Below are 17,203 nucleotides of genomic sequence, written 5' to 3' on the forward strand. Positions count from 1 at the left end.
GCAGCCTTGAGCCCGACCGATGGCCGGCCCGGACTGGACGGCCCGCTGGAAGACGCGCTGGTGAGCACGCGGAGGTACTTCACCCGCGCTCGGGTCTCACCCGATCTGCGGACCGTGACGAAGAAGGGCGGGCGGCAGGCGGACGCGTTCTACCGGGACCGCTGGTCGCACGACAAGGTCGTGCGCTCCACGCACGGGGTGAACTGCACCGGGTCGTGCTCGTGGAAGGTGTACGTCAAGGACGGCATCATCACCTGGGAGGCGCAGCAGACCGACTACCCGTCGGTGGGGCCGACCGCCCGGAGTACGAGCCGCGCGGCTGCCCCCGCGGAGCGTCGTTCTCCTGGTACACCTACTCGCCGACCCGCGTGCGGTACCCGTACGTGCGCGGCGTCCTGCTGGAGATGTACCGGGAGGCCAGGGTCCGCACGGGCGACCCGGTGACCGCGTGGCGCGACGTCGTCTCCGACCCGGAGAGGGCCCGCGCCTACAAGGGGGCGCGGGGGAGGGGCGGGCTGGTGCGGGCCTCGTGGGACGAGGCGACCGAGATGATCGCCGCCGCCCACGTCCACACGATCGCCGAGCACGGCCCGGACCGGATCGCCGGGTTCTCCCCGATCCCGGCGATGTCGATGGTCTCGCACGCGTCCGGCGCCCGGTTCACGTCCCTGATCGGCGGGACGATGCTGTCGTTCTACGACTGGTACGCCGACCTGCCGGTGGCGTCCCCGCAGGTGTTCGGCGACCAGACCGACGTCCCGGAGTCGGGCGACTGGTGGGACGCCGGCTACCTGATCATGTGGGGGTCGAACCTCCCGGTGACGCGGACTCCGGACGCGCACTGGATGACCGAGGCCCGGTACCGGGGCCAGAAGGTCGTGGCGGTCTCCCCGGACTACGCCGACAACGTCAAGTTCGCCGACGAGTGGCTGGCCGCCCAGCCCGGCACCGACGGCGCCCTGGCGATGGCCATGGGCCACGTCGTCCTCAAGGAGTTCTTCGTCGACCGGCGCGTGCCGTACTTCACCGACTACGTCAAGCGCTACAGCGACCTGCCGTTCCTGGTGCGGCTCGAACGGCGCGGCGACTCCCACGTCCCCGGCAAGTTCCTCACGGCGGCCGACCTGCCGGGCGCGGAGGCGGAGTCGGAGAACGCCGCGTTCAAGACCGTGGTCCTGGACGCGGCGACCGGGCTCCCCCTGGTCCCGAACGGGTCGCTCGGCTTCCGCTACGGCGAGTCCGGCGAGGGCCGGTGGAACCTGGACCTGGGCGACGCCGACCCCCTGCTGTCGGCCGAGGGCGGGGACGGGGTCGAGGTGGAGCTGGCCCGGTTCGACGCCCCCGACGGCTCGCCCGGCACCCTGCGCAGGGGAGTGCCCGCCCGGACCGTCGGCGGCCACCTCGTCACGACCGTCTTCGACCTGCTCCTCGCCCAGTACGGGGTCGGACGGGACGGCCTGCCGGGCTCCTGGCCGTCGGGGTACGGCGACGCGTCCGAGCCGGGAACCCCGGCCTGGCAGGAGGGGATCACCGGCGTCCCGGCGCGGGCCGCCGAGCGGATCGGGCGGGAGTTCGCCGCCAACGCCGAGGAGTCCCGCGGCCGCTCCATGATCATCATGGGGGCGGGCACCAACCACTGGTTCCACTCCGACACCATCTACCGGACGTTCCTGGCACTGACGACGCTGACCGGCTGCCAGGGCGTCAACGGCGGCGGCTGGGCGCACGACGTCGGCCAGGAGAAGTGCCGCCCGGTGACCGGGTGGGCGCAGCTGGCGGGCGCGCTGGACTGGTCCCGCCCGCCCCGGCAGATGATCGGCACCGCGTTCTTCTACCTGCACACCGACCAGTTCCGCTACGACCAGTTCGACGCGGGGACGCTGTCGGCCGCGTCCGGCGGCGGGGAGGCCGGCCGCCGACCACGTCGTGGACGAGCTGAAGGCCGGGCGGCTGCGGTTCGCCTGCCAGGACCCCGACGCCCCGGAGAACTTCCCGCGCGTGCTCTCGGTGTGGCGCTCCAACCTCCTCGGGTCGTCGGCCAAGGGCGACGAGTACTTCCTCAAGCACCTCCTCGGCGCCGACCACTCGGTCCGCGCGCGGGAGACGCCGGAGCACGCCCGGCCGAAGGAGGTCGTCTGGAGGGACGAGGCCCCGGCCGGGAAGCTCGACCTGCTGCTGTCCCTGGACTTCCGGATGACCAGCACCACGATCTACTCCGACATCGTTTTCCCGGCGGCGACCTGGTACGAGAAGCACGACCTGAACACCACCGACATGCACCCCTACGTGCACTCCTTCAACCCGGCGATCGCGCCGCCGTGGCAGACCCGCACCGACTGGCGGGCCTTCCAGGACATCGCCGAGCGGTTCAGCGCGCTCGCCGAACGGCACCTGGGCGTCCGCCGAGACGTCGTCGCGGTTCCCCTGCTGCACGACACCCCGGACGAGATGGCCACCCCGCACGGCCGCGTCGCCGACTGGGCCGAGGGAGAGTGCGAGCCGGTCCCCGGCGTCACGATGCCGAAGATCGTGACGGTCGAGCGGGACTACCCGGCGGTCGCGGCGAAGATGACCGCGCTCGGGCCCCTCACCGAGACCCTCGGCGCGACCGCCAAGGGCGTCACGTTCGACCTGCGGCAGGAGGTCGAGCGCCTGCGGCACGCCAACGGCGTGGCGCGCGGCGGCCCGGCCGACGGGCGGCCGTCGCTGAGCGGGACGTCCACGCCTGCGAGGCGATCCTCGCGCTGTCCGGCACCACGAACGGCCGGCTGGCCGCGCAGGGCTTCCGCACCCTGGAGCGGCGCACCGGGACGCGGCTCGCGGACCTCGCCGCCGAGCACGAGGGCGAGCGGATCACCTTCGCCGACACCCAGGCCCGTCCCGTCCCGGTGATCACCTCGCCGGAGTGGTCGGGGTCGGAGAGCGGCGGGCGCCGCTACTCCCCGTTCACGATCAACGTGGAGCGGCACAAGCCCTGGCACACCCTCACCGGCCGGCAGCACTTCTACCTCGACCACGACTGGATGGCCGAGCTCGGCGAGCAGCTCCCGGTGTTCCGGCCGCCGCTCGACATGACCGCGCTGTTCGGCGAGCCGCGGCCGGGGGAGACCGGCGAGCTCGGACTGGCCGTCCGGTACCTGACCCCGCACAACAAGTGGTCGATCCACTCCGAGTACCAGGACAACCTGTTCATGCTGTCGCTGTCGCGCGGCGGCCCGGTGATCTGGATGAGCGGGACGGACGCGGCGAAGATCGGGGTGCGCGACAACGACTGGATCGAGGCGGTCCACCGCAACGGCGTCGTCGTTGCCCGCGCGATCGTCTCGCACCGGATGCCCGAGGGCACCGTGTACATGTACCACGCGCAGGACAAGCTGATCGACGTCCCGCGCAGCCGGACCTCGGGCCGGCGCGGCGGCATCCACAACTCGCTGACCCGGCTGCTGATCAAGCCGAGCCATCTCATCGGCGGGTACGCGCAGCTGTCGTTCGCCTTCAACTACCTCGGCCCGACCGGCAACCAGCGCGACGAGGTGGCCGTCATCCGCCGCCGCTCCCAGGAGGTGCAGTACTGATGCGGGTCATGGCGCAGATGTCGATGGTGATGAACCTCGACAAGTGCATCGGGTGCCACACCTGCTCGGTCACCTGCAAGCAGGCGTGGACCAACCGCGGCGGCGTGGAGTACGTGTGGTTCAACAACGTCGAGACGCGCCCCGGCCAGGGGTACCCGCGCCGGTACGAGGACCAGGAGCGCTGGCGCGGCGGGTGGACGCTGAACCGGCGCGGGCGGCTGGCGCTCAAGGGCGGCGGGCGGCTGCGCAAGCTCCTGACGATCTTCTCCAACCCCAAGCTGCCCGGGATCGGCGACTACTACGAGCCCTGGACCTACGACTACGAGACGCTCACCGACGCGCCCCTCCAGGAGCACACCCCGGTGGCCCGCCCCAAGTCCCTGCTGACCGGCGAGGACATGAAGGTGTCGTGGTCGGCGAACTGGGACGACGACCTCGGCGGCTCGGTCGACCACGGCGACAGGGACGTGCTGCTCGCCGAGATCTCCGACAGGGTCAGGCTGGAGTTCGACAAGACCTTCATGTTCTACCTGCCGCGGATCTGCGAGCACTGCCTCAACCCGAGCTGCGCGGCGTCCTGCCCGTCCGGCGCGATCTACAAGCGCACCGAGGACGGCATCGTGCTGGTCGACCAGGACCGCTGCCGCGGCTGGCGGATGTGCGTGTCCGGCTGCCCGTACAAGAAGGTCTACTTCAACCACCGCACCGGCAAGGCCGAGAAGTGCGCGTTCTGCTTCCCCCGCGTCGAGGTCGGCATCCCCACCGTCGGCTCCGAGACGTGCGTCGGGCGGCTGCGCTGCATCGGGCTTGTGCTCTACGACGCCGACAGGGTGCTGGAGGCCGCCTCCGCGCCGGAGGACACGGACCTGTACGAGGCGCAGCGGCAGGTGGTCCTGGACCCGCACGACCCGGCCGTCGTCGCGGCGGCCGAGCGGGAGGGCATCCCGCAGGACTGGATCGAGGCCGCGCAGCGGTCCCCGGTGTACGCGCTGGTCAACACCTACCGGGTGGCGCTCCCGCTGCATCCGGAGTACCGGACGATGCCGATGGTCTGGTACATCCCGCCGCTGTCGCCGGTCGTGGACGTCGTCCGCGACACCGGGCACGACGCCGAGAGCGCCGGGAACCTGTTCGCCGCGATCGAGGCGCTGCGCATCCCGGTGGAGTACCTCGCCGGGCTGTTCACCGCGGGCGACACCGCGCCGGTGGACGCGGTGCTGCGCCGGCTGGCCGCGATGCGGTCCTACATGCGCGACATCAACCTCGGCCGCGAGCCCGACGAGGCCGTCCCGGAAGGCGTCGGCATGACCGGCGAGGCGATGTACGACATGTACCGGCTGCTCGCGCTCGCCAGGTACGACGAGCGGTACGTCATCCCCACCGCGCACGCCGAGGAGGCCCACCACCTGGAGGAGCTCGCCACCACCTGCTCCCTGGACTACGAGGGCGGGCCGGGCATGGGCGGCTCCGGGCTCGGCGGGGGCTCCGGGCCGTTCGGCGAGGCGTCCGGCGGTGCGCCCCCGATCGCGGTGGAGAACTTCCACATGCTCAGGCAGCGGCAGACCGCCGACCATCCGGCCGACCCGGCCGACAAGGCGCACCGCGTCAACCTGCTCAACTGGGACGGCAAGGGCGCCCCGGCGGGGCTGTTCCCCGCGCGCGGGGACCGGAACCCGCCCGCCGGCTCCGGCCCGTCCGAAACGGAGCCCAAGCCATGAGACGCAAGACCAAGCCGGCGCTCGCCGACGCCCACCTGGCCACGGCCTGGCAGGCGGCGTCCCTCCTGCTCGGCTACCCGGACGAGGAGCTCATGGGCCGCCGCCCGCTGCTCCGCCGCGCCGCCGGCTCCCTGCCGCCGTCCGTCGCCGAACCCCTGACCGGGCGGACCGAGGACGCCGTCGCCCGGCTCGTCGCCGAAGGCCCGCCCGAGGAGGAGGTCGGCCTCGCCCCCTACGGCGCCGACGCGACCGCCATGGGGCCGGTCTTCCTGCCCGACCCCGTCCTCGGAGCCCGATCATGACCGGTGACCCGCCCGTCCTCGCCGCCGGGAACGGCGCCGATCCCGGCGTCGCCGGCATCCTGCTCTGGGTCGCGCTGCCCTACGTCGCCGTGGCGGTGTTCGTCCTCGGGCACATCTGGCGCTACCGCTACGACAAGTTCGGCTGGACGACCCGCTCGTCCCAGCTCTACGAGCGGCGGCTGCTGCGCGTCGGAAGCCCGCTGTTCCACTTCGGCATCATCCTCGTGGCGCTCGGCCGCGTCGGCGGGCTGCTGATCCCCGAGAGCTGGACGGAGGCCGTCGGCGTGACCGAGGGCGTGTACCACGCCGTCGCCGTGCTGCTCGGCACCGTCGCCGGCTTCTGCACCCTGTCGGGGCTGGCGATGGTCGTCGCGAACATCGTCGGAGGCGGCTACGACTACCGGGACACCGTCTCCCCCAGGTTCCGGTCGATCTTCTACCTGCGGCCCGACCCCGGTCTGATGACGGGCGTGCCGATCCTTTCCCAGCTCCACGCCGTCAGCGCGCTGGTGCTGTTCGGCATCTGGCCGTTCACCCGGCTGGTCCACATGCTCACCGCGCCCGTCGGCTACCTGACCCGCCCCTACATCGTCTACCGCAGCCGCGACGAGCAGCTCGGCATGCACCGCCCCCGCCGGGGCTGGGAGCGGGCCACCTGAGAGCCGGGAGCCGCCGCCGGACGCCGCCGGAGGCGGCGGTAACGTCCGGAGACACGCATTCCACCCACCCGCCCGGCACGCCCTCGGAGGCCCCTCGTGCTCGCCGTCACCACCGCCGACGTGCGGATCTTCCTGCATGTGCTCGCCGCGACGATCTGGGTCGGCGGGCAGATCACGCTCGGCGCCCTCGTGCCGGCCCTGCGCGGCCACGAGGGCGTCACCAAGGCCGCCGCGCGCCGGTTCAACACGATCGCCTGGCCCGCGTTCGCCGTCCTCGTCCTCACCGGCGTCTGGAACATCGTCGCGGACGACCTCGGGGGCGCCGCCCAGCGCACCCTGGAGGTGAAGCTGTTCTTCGTCCTGCTGTCCGGCGCGGCGGCGTTCCTGCACACCCGGGCCGCCTCCAGGACCGGGCTCGCCGTCTGGGGCGCCCTCGGGGCGCTGGGCGCGCTGCTCGCGCTCTTCTTCGGTGTCCAGCTCGGCTGACGCCCGCCGCCTCCCGCGCTGGAAAGCAGGTAGATCGTCTAGGTTTGTCCCATGAGCGATTCCGTGGCGGTGGGGCTGGTCGGGGCGGGGCCCTGGGCGGGGATGGTGCACGCGCCGGCGCTGGCGGCGGGCCCGGCCACGCGGCTCGCGGGCGTGTGGGCGCGGCGGCCCGAGGCGTCCGCCGCGCTGGCCGGCGAGCACGGCGCGCCCTCGTTCGAGCGGATCGAGGAGCTGTTCGACGTCTGCGAGGCCGTGGCGTTCTGTGTGCCGCCGGACGTGCAGGCCGACCTCGCCGCCCGGGCCGCCCGCGCGGGCAAGGCCGTCCTGCTGGAGAAGCCCCTCGCCATGGACCTGGACGGGGCCCGCCGCCTCGCGGGCGCCGTCGCCGAGGCGGGCGTCGTCTCGCAGATGGTCCTCACGCTGCGCTACTCGCGCGCCGCCCGCGACTTCCTCGACCGGGCGCGGGGCCTGGAGCCGTTCGGCGGCTACGGCTCGTTCGTCTCGTCCGTGCTGAGCGGGGGCCCCTTCGCCACCCCGTGGCGGCTGGAGAGGGGAGCGCTGCTCGACCTCGGGCCCCACATCGTCGACCTGCTGGACGCCGCGCTCGGCCGGGTCGTCGCCGTGCGCGCGCACGGCGACCCCCTCGGCTGGCTGGGGCTGTCCCTGGAGCACGAGGGCGGCGCGATCAGCCAGGCGTCGGTGTCGATGGCGGGCATGGGGGAACTTCCGCCCGCCCACGTCGAGGTGTACGGGCAAGGCGGCCACGCGCGTCTCGACTGGTCGCAGCTCGGCGACGACGCGTTCGCCACGATGGTGGCCGAGTTCGCCGCCGCCGTCCGGAGCGGGACGGGCCCCGCGCTGGACGCCGCCCACGGCCTGCGGATCCAGGAGGTGCTGGCCTCGGCCGAGGCGCAGCTGGTCTGACCTGCCTGCCATGCTTGGTCCATGGCACGCACTATCGATGAGATCCTCGCCGCGGCGCGCGACCGGCTCGCGCGCGTCAACCCCGACCAGGCCCACGCCGAGATGAGCGACGGGGCGGTGCTGGTCGACATCCGCCCGGCCGCCCAGCGCGCGCAGGAGGGCGAGATCCCGGACGCGCTGATCGTGGAGCGCAACGTCCTGGAGTGGCGCTTCGACCCGGCCTCGGGCGCCCGGCTGCCCCAGGCCACCGGCCACGACCTGCGCGTCATCGTCTTCTGCTCGGAGGGCTACACCTCCAGCCTCGCGGCCGCGTCCCTGCACGACCTCGGGCTGACCCGCGCGACCGACGTCGTGGGCGGCTTCAAGGCGTGGCGCGCGGCGGGCCTGCCCACGACCGGGGGCGCCGACCGGTGACCGGGTGAGTTGAGCTCTTAACATTCCTGGTGTTAACTTCTGGCCTGGCGTCCGGACGGAGGAGCGGGGCATGAGCGACCGGCAGCGGCGGGGGCCCGCGCAGCGGCAGGACGCGATCGCCGAGGCGGTGCTCGCCGCGGGGACGGGGACGGCCGCCGAGCTCGCCGAGCGGTTCGGGGTCAGCCTCATGACGATCCACCGCGACCTGGACGAGCTGGAGCGCCAGGGCATCGTCCGCAAGTACCGGGGCGGGGTCACCGCGCAGCGGTCCGGGGTCTTCGAGAGCAGCGTCGCCTACCGCGCCAAGACCATGCGCGAGGAGAAGGAGGCCGTCGCCGCCAGGGCGGTGGAGCTGGTCGAGCCCGGTATGGCGATCATGCTCGACGACTCGACGACGGCCCTCGCGCTCGCCCGGCGGCTCCCCGGCCTCGGCCCGCTGACGATCGTCACCAACTTCCTGGACGGCCTGAACCTGCTGGCCCCGGTGCAGGGCATCCGGCTGATCGCGCTCGGCGGCGACTACGACCCGCTGCACAACTCGTTCATGGGCGTCTCGTGCGTGGAGATGATCGAGTCCCTCCAGGTCGACCTGTGCTTCGTGTCGACCTCGGCGGTGTCGGCGGGCAACGCCGGCCACCAGGAGCAGCGGGTCGTGGTCGTCAAGCGGGCCATGCTGCGCAGCGCCGTGCGCAACGTCCTGCTGGTGGACCACACGAAGCTGGGCCGCACCGCGCTGCACCGGGTCGCGCCGCTGGGCGACTTCGAGCGCGTCGTCGTGGACGACGGGGCGGCGCCGGAGGCGCTGGCCGAGCTGGCGAAGCACAAGGTCGAGTACGACGTCGCCGCGCGCCCGCGCCGCTGAGCCCGTGTGAGCACGGACGTTATAACTAACATCGCCTGACCCGTGGGTGCCTAGAGCCCTCACGGGATCGATGCTGAGCTGTGACCAGGCTTTTCCGACCTCACAGGCGATCATCTTCACGATCATGAATGTTAGTTAACGCTGATGTATTGACACTTCTAACGTTCCTGATGTTACGTTCTCCCCGCGGTGGCCGCCGGCCCCGGTCGCGCGGACACCGCATCGGCTCCATCGCCCCCTTCACGGGCGCCACCCCCGAGGAGAACTCTGTGAAGAAGCCCTCCCTCAGGACGGTCGCCGCGGCCGCCGCGGCGCTCGCCGCGCTCGCCCCCGCCGCGGCGTGCTCCTCCAAGAGCGCGGGGTCCGGCGGCGGCGACGCGAAGAACGCCAAGATCGCGTTCCTCATGCCCGACATCGCCTCGACCCGCTACGAGCTCTACGACGCCCCGCTGTTCAAGGCCAAGATGAAGCAGCTGTGCGGCGGCTGCACGGTGCTCTACCAGAACGCCGGCGCCGACGCCTCCAAGCAGCAGCAGCAGGCCAGCTCGATGCTCGCCCAGGGCGTCAAGGCCATCGTGATCGACCCGGTCGACTCGGCCGCCGCGGCGTCGATCGTCCGGATGGCGCAGTCCCGGGACGTGAAGGTGATCGCCTACGACCGCCCCATCCCGGCGGCCAAGGCCGACTACTACGTCTCCTTCGACAACGAGAAGATCGGCGCGATGATCGGCCAGTCGCTGGTCGACCACCTCAAGCAGGAGAAGGCCGAAGGCGGCATCCTGGAGGTCAACGGCTCGCCGACGGACGCCGCGGCGAATCTGATCAAGAAGGGCATCCACAGCTCCGTCGACCCGAGCGGCTTCAAGCTGCTGGCCGAGTACGACACGCCCGGCTGGGAGCCCGCGAAGGCCCAGCAGTGGGTCACCAGCCAGATCAGCAAGTACCGCGGCCAGATCGCGGGCGTCGTCGCCGCCAACGACGGCACCGGCGGCGCCGCCGTCGCCGCGTTCAAGGCCGCCGGCGCCGACGTCCCGCCGGTGACCGGCAACGACGCCGAGCTCGCCGCCGCGCAGCGGATCATCGCCGGCGACCAGTACAACACGATCTCCAAGCCGATCAAGATCGTCGCGGAGGCCGCCGCCAACGCCGCCCACGCGTTCGTCCAGGGCGAGGCCCCCAAGGGCAACACGACGCTGTTCGGCACGCCGTCGGAGCTGTTCACCCCGACCGTGGTCACGCAGGACAACATCGCCAAGGTCCTGCTCGGACCGGACGGCGCCCTCAAGGCCGACAAGGTCTGCACCGCCGAGTACGCGGCCGCCTGCGCCAAGCTCGGCCTCAAGTAGCGATCTCCCGAGGTTCGTCATGTCACCATCGCCCACCCCGGCCGCCGGCGCGGCGGGCCCGCTGCTGTCGCTGCGCGGGGTCAGCAAGTCGTTCGGCGCGGTCGCCGCGCTCACCGGCGTCGACCTGGACGTCGCCGCGGGCGAGGTCGTCGCCCTCGTCGGCGACAACGGCGCCGGCAAGTCCACCCTGGTGAAGGTCCTGTCCGGCGTGCACCCCCCCGACGCGGGCGCCATCACCTTCGAGTCGCGGGAGGTGAGCATCCCCACCCCGGCCGCGGCGCAGCAGCTCGGCATCGCGACCGTCTTCCAGGACCTCGCCCTCTGCGAGAACCTCAACGTGATCGAGAACCTGTTCCTCGGCCGCGAGCTGCGGGCGCTGCGCCTGGACGACGTCGCGATGGAGGTCCGCTCCCGCGAGCTGCTCACCCAGCTCTCGGCGAAGATCCCCTCGGTGGGGGTCCCGGTCGCGGCGCTGTCGGGCGGCCAGCGGCAGACGGTGGCGATCGCCCGGTCGCTGCTCGGCGACCCGAAGGTCATCATCCTGGACGAGCCCACCGCCGCGCTCGGCGTGGCGCAGACCGCCGAGGTGCTCAATCTGATCGAGCGGCTCAGGGAACGCGGCCACGGCGTCCTCATGATCAGCCACAACATGGCCGACGTGCAGGCCGTCGCCGACACCGTCGCGGTGCTGCGCCTCGGCCGCAACAACGGCGTGTTCGACGCGCGGACGGCCTCCGCCGAGGAACTGGTCGCCGCCATCACCGGCGCGACCGACAACGTGGTGAGCCGCCGGGCCGGCCGGCTCCGCCCTGAGGCGGAGGACGCCCCCGCGCAGGCCGAGGGGAAGAAGGACGGGACCGCGCAGGCGCGGGACGCCGCCGACGGTGCGCAGGAACCGGACGGCGGCGGGCCGGAGCGGGTCGCACCGGGCGGCCTGAGGAAGGGAGCGGGCGATGAGTGACCTCATGGCGCCCCCGGAGACCGGGACCGGCCTGCCGGGCGGGCGCGGCGACCGGGGCGTGCGCGCCGCGCTGGCGGCGGCCGCCGACCGGGTCCGCGGCGGCGACCTCGGCGTCGCGCCGGTGGTCGGCGGGCTGATCGTGATCTGGACCGTGATGCAGATCCTCAACCCGGTCTTCCTGTCCAGCGCGAACCTGGTCAACCTGGCGCTGGAGTGCGTGCCGGTCGGCGTGATCGCGCTCGGCGTGGTGTTCATGCTGCTCGTCGGGCAGATCGACCTGTCGGTGGGGTCGGTGAGCGGGCTCAGCGCCGCCGTGGTCGCGGTGCTGTTCGTCGACCACGGCTGGCCGTCCTGGCTGGCGATCGTCGCGGCGGTGGCGCTGGCGGTGGCGCTCGGCTGGTTCTACGCGAAGGTGTTCAACCGGCTCGGCGTGCCCAGCTTCGTGATCACCCTGTCCGGGCTGCTCGGCTGGCTCGGCCTGCAGCTGTGGGTCCTCGGGCCCAAGGGCTCGATCAACCTGCCGTTCGACTCGCGGCTGGTGACGTTCGCCCAGCTCGACTTCCTGCCGCCGTGGCTGGCGTACGCGCTGGCCGCCGCGGGCGCCGCCGGGCTGTACCTGACGGGCCGCAACCGGGCGGCGCAGCGCCGCAGGGCGGGCCTGCCGGCGACGACGGAGCGCACGCTCGTCCTGCGCAGCGCCGCCCTGCTGGCCGGCCTCGTCGTGGCGGTCTGGTACCTCAACCGGGACCGCGGCGTCGGCTGGATGTTCGTCCTGTTCCTGGCGCTCGTGCTGGCCACGCACTACGTCCTGTCCCGGACGAAGTACGGCAAGTCCGTGTACGCGGTCGGCGGCAACGTCGAGGCGGCCCGGCGCGCCGGCATCAACGTCAAGACCGTCTACGCCTCGGCGTTCGTCATGTGCACCACGCTCGCCGCGATCGGCGGCATCCTCGCCGCGGCGCGCCTCGCGGCGTCCAACCAGAGCAGCGGCGGCGGCGACGTCAACCTGAACGCGATCGCGGCGGCCGTCATCGGCGGGACGAGCCTGTTCGGCGGGCGCGGCAACGCGTTCGCGGCGCTGCTCGGCATCCTGGTCATCCAGTCGATCTCCAGCGGGCTGACGCTGCTGAACCTCGACTCGTCCTACCGGTTCATGGTCACCGGCGCGGTGCTGCTGCTCGCCGTGGCGCTGGACTCGGTCGCCCGGCGCTCGCGCGCCTCGCACGGCCGCGCCTGACCGGCACGGGTTGGATGGGAACACTACGCAACGGACGGGGGAGCCGATGACGGTCGTCTGCGTCGACGCGGGCACCACGATGATCAAGGCGGTGGGGTACGCCGGGGACGGCGCCGAACTGGCCGTCGCCCGGCGGCCCACCGAGGTCACCCGGCCCGCGCCGGGGCACGCCGAGCAGGACATGGGCGCGGTGTGGCGGGCCGTCGCCGACGCCGTCCGGGAGGTGCTCGCCCAGATCGGCGGCGCCGTCGACTTCCTCGCGCTCACCGCGCAGGGAGACGGCTGCTGGCTGGTGGACGGCGACGGCGCCCCCACCGGCCCGGCGATCCTGTGGAACGACGGCCGCGCGGCGCCGGCCGTCGAGCGCTGGGCGGCCTCCGGGGTGCTGGAGCGGGCGTTCCGCGTCAACGGGTCGCTGCACTTCGCGGGCCTGCCCAACGCGATCCTCACCTGGCTGGCCGAGCACGACCCCGACCGGCTCGCCCGGTCCGCGGCGTCCCTCACCTGCGGCGGCTGGATCTTCTCCCGCCTCACCGGGCAGATCGCGGTGGACGGCTCGGACGCGTCCGCGCCCTTCCTGGACATCGCCGCGCTCCGCTATTCCGACGACCTGCTCCGCGCCTACGACATGGAGTGGGCGCGGCGGCTCCTGCCCGGCGTGCGCGGCGACGACCGGCGCGCCGCCCCCCTGACCCCGGACGCGGCGGGCGAGCTGGGCCTGCCGGAGGGCCTGCCCGTCGTCCTCGCCCCCTACGACATCGCGTCCACCGCGATCGGCGTCGGCGCGGTCGACGCCGGCCAGGCCTGCACGATCCTCGGCACGACGCTGTGCACGGAGACCGTCGTCGACGGCCCGCGCCTGGGCGGCGACCCGTCCGGCCTCACGGTCGCGATGGGGCTGCCGGGCCGCTACCTGAGGGCCTTCCCGACGCTCGCGGGCGGCCAGGTCGTCGACTGGGCGTGCCGCGTGCTCGGCCTCGCCGCGCCCGCGGCGCTCGCCGAACTGGCGGCGCAGGCGGCGCCGGGCGCCGACGGGCTGGTCTTCCTGCCGTACCTGTCGCCCGCCGGGGAACGCGCGCCGTTCCTGGACCCGCAGGCGCGCGGCGCGTTCCACGGACTCACCGTCCACCACGAGCGCGAGCACCTCGCCCGCGCCGTCCTGGAAGGCCTGAGCCTGGTCGTCCGCGACTGCCTGGCGGCGGCCGGGACCCGTCCCACGGAGCTGCGGGTCAGCGGCGGCGGCTCGGCCAGCCCCGTCTGGCTGGGCATGCTGGCCGACGTCACGGGCGTCCCGGTCGTGCGGTCGGCCGACAGCGAGGCCGGGGCGCGCGGCGCGTTCGTCGTCGGCCTCCTGGCCACCGGGCGGGCCGCCGACGCCCGTGCGGCGGCCGACACCCACGTCCGTCCCGGCGACACCCACGCTCCGGACCCGGACCGGGCCGCCCACTACGCCCAGACCTATGAGGACTTCTTGACGATCCGCTCCGCCACGGCCCCTGCCTGGCCCACCCTCGCGGCGGCCCGCGCCCGCACCGGCCTGGACGGCGGCGCCCGGTGACCGGCCGGAACGAGGCGGTGTGGCTCGGGGTCGACCTGGGGACGCAGAGCGTGCGCGCCCTCGCCGTCACCGCGTTCGGGGACGTGGCCGGAGCCGGCAGCCGGGCGCTCACCGGGCGGCGGGACGGCCCCCGGCACGAGCAGGACCCCGAGGACTGGTGGACGGCGGTCGGCGCCGCCTGCCGGGAGGCGCTGCGCGACGTCCCGGCACGAGCGGTCCAGGCCGTCGCCGTCGACGGCACGTCCGGGACGATCCTGCTCACCGACGACGGCGGGCGGCCGCTGACCCCGGCGCTCATGTACGACGACACCCGCGCGGCCGGGCACGTCGAGCGGGTCAACGAGGCGGGCGGCGAGGTCTGGCGCACCCTCGGCTACCAGCGCATGCAGCCCGCCTGGGCCCTGCCGAAGCTGCTGTGGCTCCTGGAGCACCACCCGCGCGAGGGCGCCCGCCTCGCCCACCAGGCCGACTTCGTCAACCGGCGGCTGACCGGTCACCCGGTGGCCGCGGACCTCAGCAACGCCCTCAAGACCGGAGCGGACCTCATCGCCGAGGCCTGGCCGGAGGACGTCCTCGACGCGCTGGGCGTCCCCGCCGGTCTGCTCCCGCCCCTGGAACGGTCCGGCACCCCGCTCGGCGCGGTGTGCGCCGCGGCCGCCGAAGCGACCGGCATCCCCGAGGGGACCCCGGTCGTCGCCGGCGCCACCGACGGGTGCGCCGCGCAGCTCGGAACCGGACGCCTCACCGTCGGGTCGTGGAACTCCGTCCTCGGGACCACTCTCGTCCTCAAGGGCGTCAGCGACGACCTCGTCCAGGACCCGTTCGGCGTCGTCTACTCCCACCGGGCGCCGGACGGGCGATGGCTGCCCGGCGGCGCGTCCAGCACGGGCGCCGGCGCGCTCTCCCGCGACTTCCCCGGCCGCGACCTGGCCGATCTGGACCGCCGCGCCGCCCGGCGCGAACCGGCGGCGGCGCTGGCCTACCCGCTCGTCCCGGCGGGGGAGCGGTTCCCGTTCCTCGCGCCGGACGCCCGCGGGTTCCTGCTGGACGGGACGGGCGACGAGGCCGACGACTTCGCCGCCGTCCTGCAGGGCGTCGGCTACCTGGAGCGGCTCTGCTTCGACCACCTCGACCTGCTCGGCGCGCCCACCGGCGGCGACCTGACGCTGACGGGCGGGGCCGCGCGCAGCCGGTACTGGTGCCAGCTGCGCGCCGACATCCTCGGCCGCCCCGTCGTGCTGCCCCGGCAGGCCGAGCCCGCTCTCGGCGCCGCCGTCCTCGCCGCCTCGCCGGGCCGGGACGTCGCCGAGACCGCCGGGCGGATGGTCGCCGTCGAGACGGTGATCGACCCCCGTCCGGGCAAGGCCGGCGTGTTCGACGCGCCCTACCTGCGCATGGTCGGTGAGCTGGAACGGCGCGGGTGGCTGCCCGCCGAGACCGCCGAGCACGCACGCGAGAGGACATCCCGATGACGCGCCTCATCCTCGTCCGGCACGGGGAGACCGAATGGCACGCCGAGAACCGCTACGCGGGGATCAGCGACGTCGCGCTGACCCCGCGCGGCCTCGACCAGGCCCGCGCGCTGGCCGCGTGGGCGGGCGCGGCGCGGCCCGACGCGGTGTGGTGCTCGGACCTGTCGCGGGCCCGGCTGACCGCGGCGCCCTCCGCCGCGGCCATCGGCGCGCGGCTGCACGTCGACGAGCGGCTCCGGGAGCTGGACTTCGGGCACGGCGAGGGGCTCACCCGCGCGGAGATGGAGCGCAAGTTCCCCGAGGAGCTGCGCGCCTTCCTGGCCGACCCCGTCGACGCCCACCTGCCCGGCGGCGAGGACCCGGCCGCCGCCGCCCGCCGCTTCACCGCGTGCCTGGACGACATCGCCCGCCTGCACCAGGGCGGCCGCGTCCTGGTCGTCGCGCACTCGACGGCGATCCGGCTCGCGCTGTGCCGGCTGCTGGGCGTGCCGCTCAAGGACTACCGGCGGCGTTTCCCGTCGCTGGGCAACTGCGCACTGACCGAGATCCGGCTCCGGGGCGGCGAGGCCGCCCTCCTGGAGTTCAACACCCCACTGGAGCGATGAATGACTACCCGCGTGCTCGCGGCCGGTGACCTTTTCGTCCGCAACGAGCTGCTCATCGGCGCCCTGCGCGCCGAGGCGCCCGGCGACCTGGCGTTCTCGGAGGTCACCCTTCCGTGGCCGGTGGAGCCGTTCGGGCGCGTCGCCGAGGTGGACGAGGCGTCCGGGACCGAGGAGCAGATCGTCGAGGCGCTGCGCGGCGCCGAGGTCTGCGTCACCCAGATGGCCCCGCTGACCCGGCGGATCCTGGAGGCCTCGCCGGACCTGCGGCTGTTCGGGATCAGCCGGGGCGGGCCCGTCAACGCCAACCTGGAGGCGGCGACCGAGCACGGCGTGGCCGTCTGCTACGCGCCCGGACGCAACGCCGGCGCCACCGCCGAGCACACCCTCGGGCTGATCCTCGCGGCGGTGCGGCGCATCCCGCAGACCCACGTCGACCTGATGGCGGGGCAGTGGCGCGGCGACTACTACCGCTACGACGACGTCGGCATCGAGATCCACGGCAGCACCGCCGGGCTCGTCGGCTGCGGCGCCGTCGGCCGCCGCGTCGCCCGGGCGCTCGCCGCGCTCGGCGCCCGCGTCCTCGTCCACGACCCGTACCTGGACGACCTCGGCGACCTGTCCGGCATCGCCGAACTCGTGCCGCTCGACGAGCTGCTGGCGCGCGCGCAGATCGTCTCCCTGCACGCCCGCGCGACGCCGCAGACCGCCGGGATGATCGGCGCCGCGCAGATCGCCGCCATGCCGCCCGGCTCCATCATCGTCAACTGCGCGCGCGGATCCCTGCTGGACTACGAGGCCGTCTGCGACGCCGCCGAGTCGGGGCACCTGTTCGCCGCCGCGTTCGACGTCTTCCCCGAGGAGCCGATCCCGGCCGGGTCGCGGCTGCTCACCACCCCGAACATCATCGTCACGCCGCACCTGGCCGGGGCCAGCAAGCAGACCGCCGCCAACGCGGCCCGCATCCTCGCCGCCGACGTCGGCCGCCACCTGCGCGGCGAGCCGCTCCTGCACTGCGCGAACCCCGAGGTGGCGGCGGCCCCCCGGCCGGCCCGCCCCTGACCTTCCTCCTCACCACCCCCACCAC

Annotated in this window: 13 protein-coding genes and 2 pseudogenes; all 15 read left to right on the forward strand. The window is 73.8% G+C overall.

Annotated features, from left to right (window positions below):
- Window positions 1-6: 6 nt before the first annotated feature.
- The 15 genes and pseudogenes from ACQEU6_RS04390 (at window position 7) to ACQEU6_RS04460 (ending at window position 17,178) form a co-directional block, all read left to right on the forward strand.
- Window positions 7-3,575: pseudogene (locus ACQEU6_RS04390) on the forward strand (nitrate reductase subunit alpha).
- Window positions 3,575-5,293, forward strand: a complete 1,719-nt coding sequence (gene narH, locus ACQEU6_RS04395; RefSeq protein ID WP_499329305.1) for a nitrate reductase subunit beta — start codon at window positions 3,575-3,577, stop codon at window positions 5,291-5,293. Before ACQEU6_RS04390 ends, narH begins: the two are co-directional and overlap by 1 nt.
- Window positions 5,290-5,595, forward strand: coding sequence for a hypothetical protein (locus ACQEU6_RS04400; RefSeq protein WP_499329306.1), 306 nt, complete (start codon window positions 5,290-5,292; stop codon window positions 5,593-5,595). Before narH ends, ACQEU6_RS04400 begins: the two co-directional genes overlap by 4 nt.
- On the forward strand, window positions 5,592-6,254 hold the full coding sequence (locus tag ACQEU6_RS04405; RefSeq protein WP_499329307.1) for a respiratory nitrate reductase subunit gamma: 663 nt from the start codon (window positions 5,592-5,594) through the stop codon (window positions 6,252-6,254). Before ACQEU6_RS04400 ends, ACQEU6_RS04405 begins: the two co-directional genes overlap by 4 nt.
- A gap of 96 nt (window positions 6,255-6,350) precedes the next feature.
- Window positions 6,351-6,740 (forward strand): hypothetical protein, encoded by a 390-nt coding sequence (locus ACQEU6_RS04410; protein WP_499329308.1) that lies wholly within the window; start codon window positions 6,351-6,353, stop codon window positions 6,738-6,740.
- A 51-nt stretch (window positions 6,741-6,791) separates the two neighbouring features.
- Window positions 6,792-7,664 (forward strand): Gfo/Idh/MocA family protein, encoded by an 873-nt coding sequence (locus tag ACQEU6_RS04415; RefSeq protein ID WP_499329309.1) that lies wholly within the window; start codon window positions 6,792-6,794, stop codon window positions 7,662-7,664.
- 21 nt (window positions 7,665-7,685) lie between these two features.
- Complete coding sequence (locus ACQEU6_RS04420) at window positions 7,686-8,078, forward strand: rhodanese-like domain-containing protein (protein WP_499329310.1); 393 nt, start codon at window positions 7,686-7,688, stop codon at window positions 8,076-8,078.
- A gap of 70 nt (window positions 8,079-8,148) precedes the next feature.
- Window positions 8,149-8,940 carry a DeoR/GlpR family DNA-binding transcription regulator gene (locus tag ACQEU6_RS04425; RefSeq protein WP_499329311.1) on the forward strand — a complete coding sequence of 264 codons (792 nt, stop codon included), beginning with the start codon at window positions 8,149-8,151 and terminating at the stop codon, window positions 8,938-8,940.
- A 269-nt stretch (window positions 8,941-9,209) separates the two neighbouring features.
- Complete coding sequence (locus ACQEU6_RS04430; RefSeq protein WP_499329312.1) at window positions 9,210-10,286, forward strand: substrate-binding domain-containing protein; 1,077 nt, start codon at window positions 9,210-9,212, stop codon at window positions 10,284-10,286.
- Between the two features lie 19 nt (window positions 10,287-10,305).
- Window positions 10,306-11,088 (forward strand): annotated as a pseudogene (locus ACQEU6_RS04435) (ATP-binding cassette domain-containing protein); the annotation flags it as partial.
- A 151-nt stretch (window positions 11,089-11,239) separates the two neighbouring features.
- Window positions 11,240-12,484, forward strand: coding sequence for a sugar ABC transporter permease (locus tag ACQEU6_RS04440; protein ID WP_499329313.1), 1,245 nt, complete (start codon window positions 11,240-11,242; stop codon window positions 12,482-12,484).
- A 46-nt stretch (window positions 12,485-12,530) separates the two neighbouring features.
- Complete coding sequence (locus tag ACQEU6_RS04445) at window positions 12,531-14,042, forward strand: FGGY family carbohydrate kinase (protein WP_499329314.1); 1,512 nt, start codon at window positions 12,531-12,533, stop codon at window positions 14,040-14,042.
- Window positions 14,039-15,514, forward strand: coding sequence for an FGGY-family carbohydrate kinase (locus tag ACQEU6_RS04450; RefSeq protein WP_499329315.1), 1,476 nt, complete (start codon window positions 14,039-14,041; stop codon window positions 15,512-15,514). The genes ACQEU6_RS04445 and ACQEU6_RS04450 overlap by 4 nt, the downstream gene beginning before the upstream one ends.
- Window positions 15,511-16,119 carry a histidine phosphatase family protein gene (locus ACQEU6_RS04455; protein ID WP_499329316.1) on the forward strand — a complete coding sequence of 203 codons (609 nt, stop codon included), beginning with the start codon at window positions 15,511-15,513 and terminating at the stop codon, window positions 16,117-16,119. Before ACQEU6_RS04450 ends, ACQEU6_RS04455 begins: the two co-directional genes overlap by 4 nt.
- Entirely contained in the window at window positions 16,120-17,178 is a 1,059-nt protein-coding gene (locus ACQEU6_RS04460) for a 2-hydroxyacid dehydrogenase (protein WP_499329317.1), read from the forward strand. It abuts the gene before it with no gap.
- The last annotated feature ends 25 nt before the right edge of the window (window positions 17,179-17,203 follow it).

Origin of the sequence: Spirillospora sp. CA-108201 (assembly GCF_050936235.1) — a bacterium.
Lineage (GTDB): Bacteria > Actinomycetota > Actinomycetes > Streptosporangiales > Streptosporangiaceae > Spirillospora.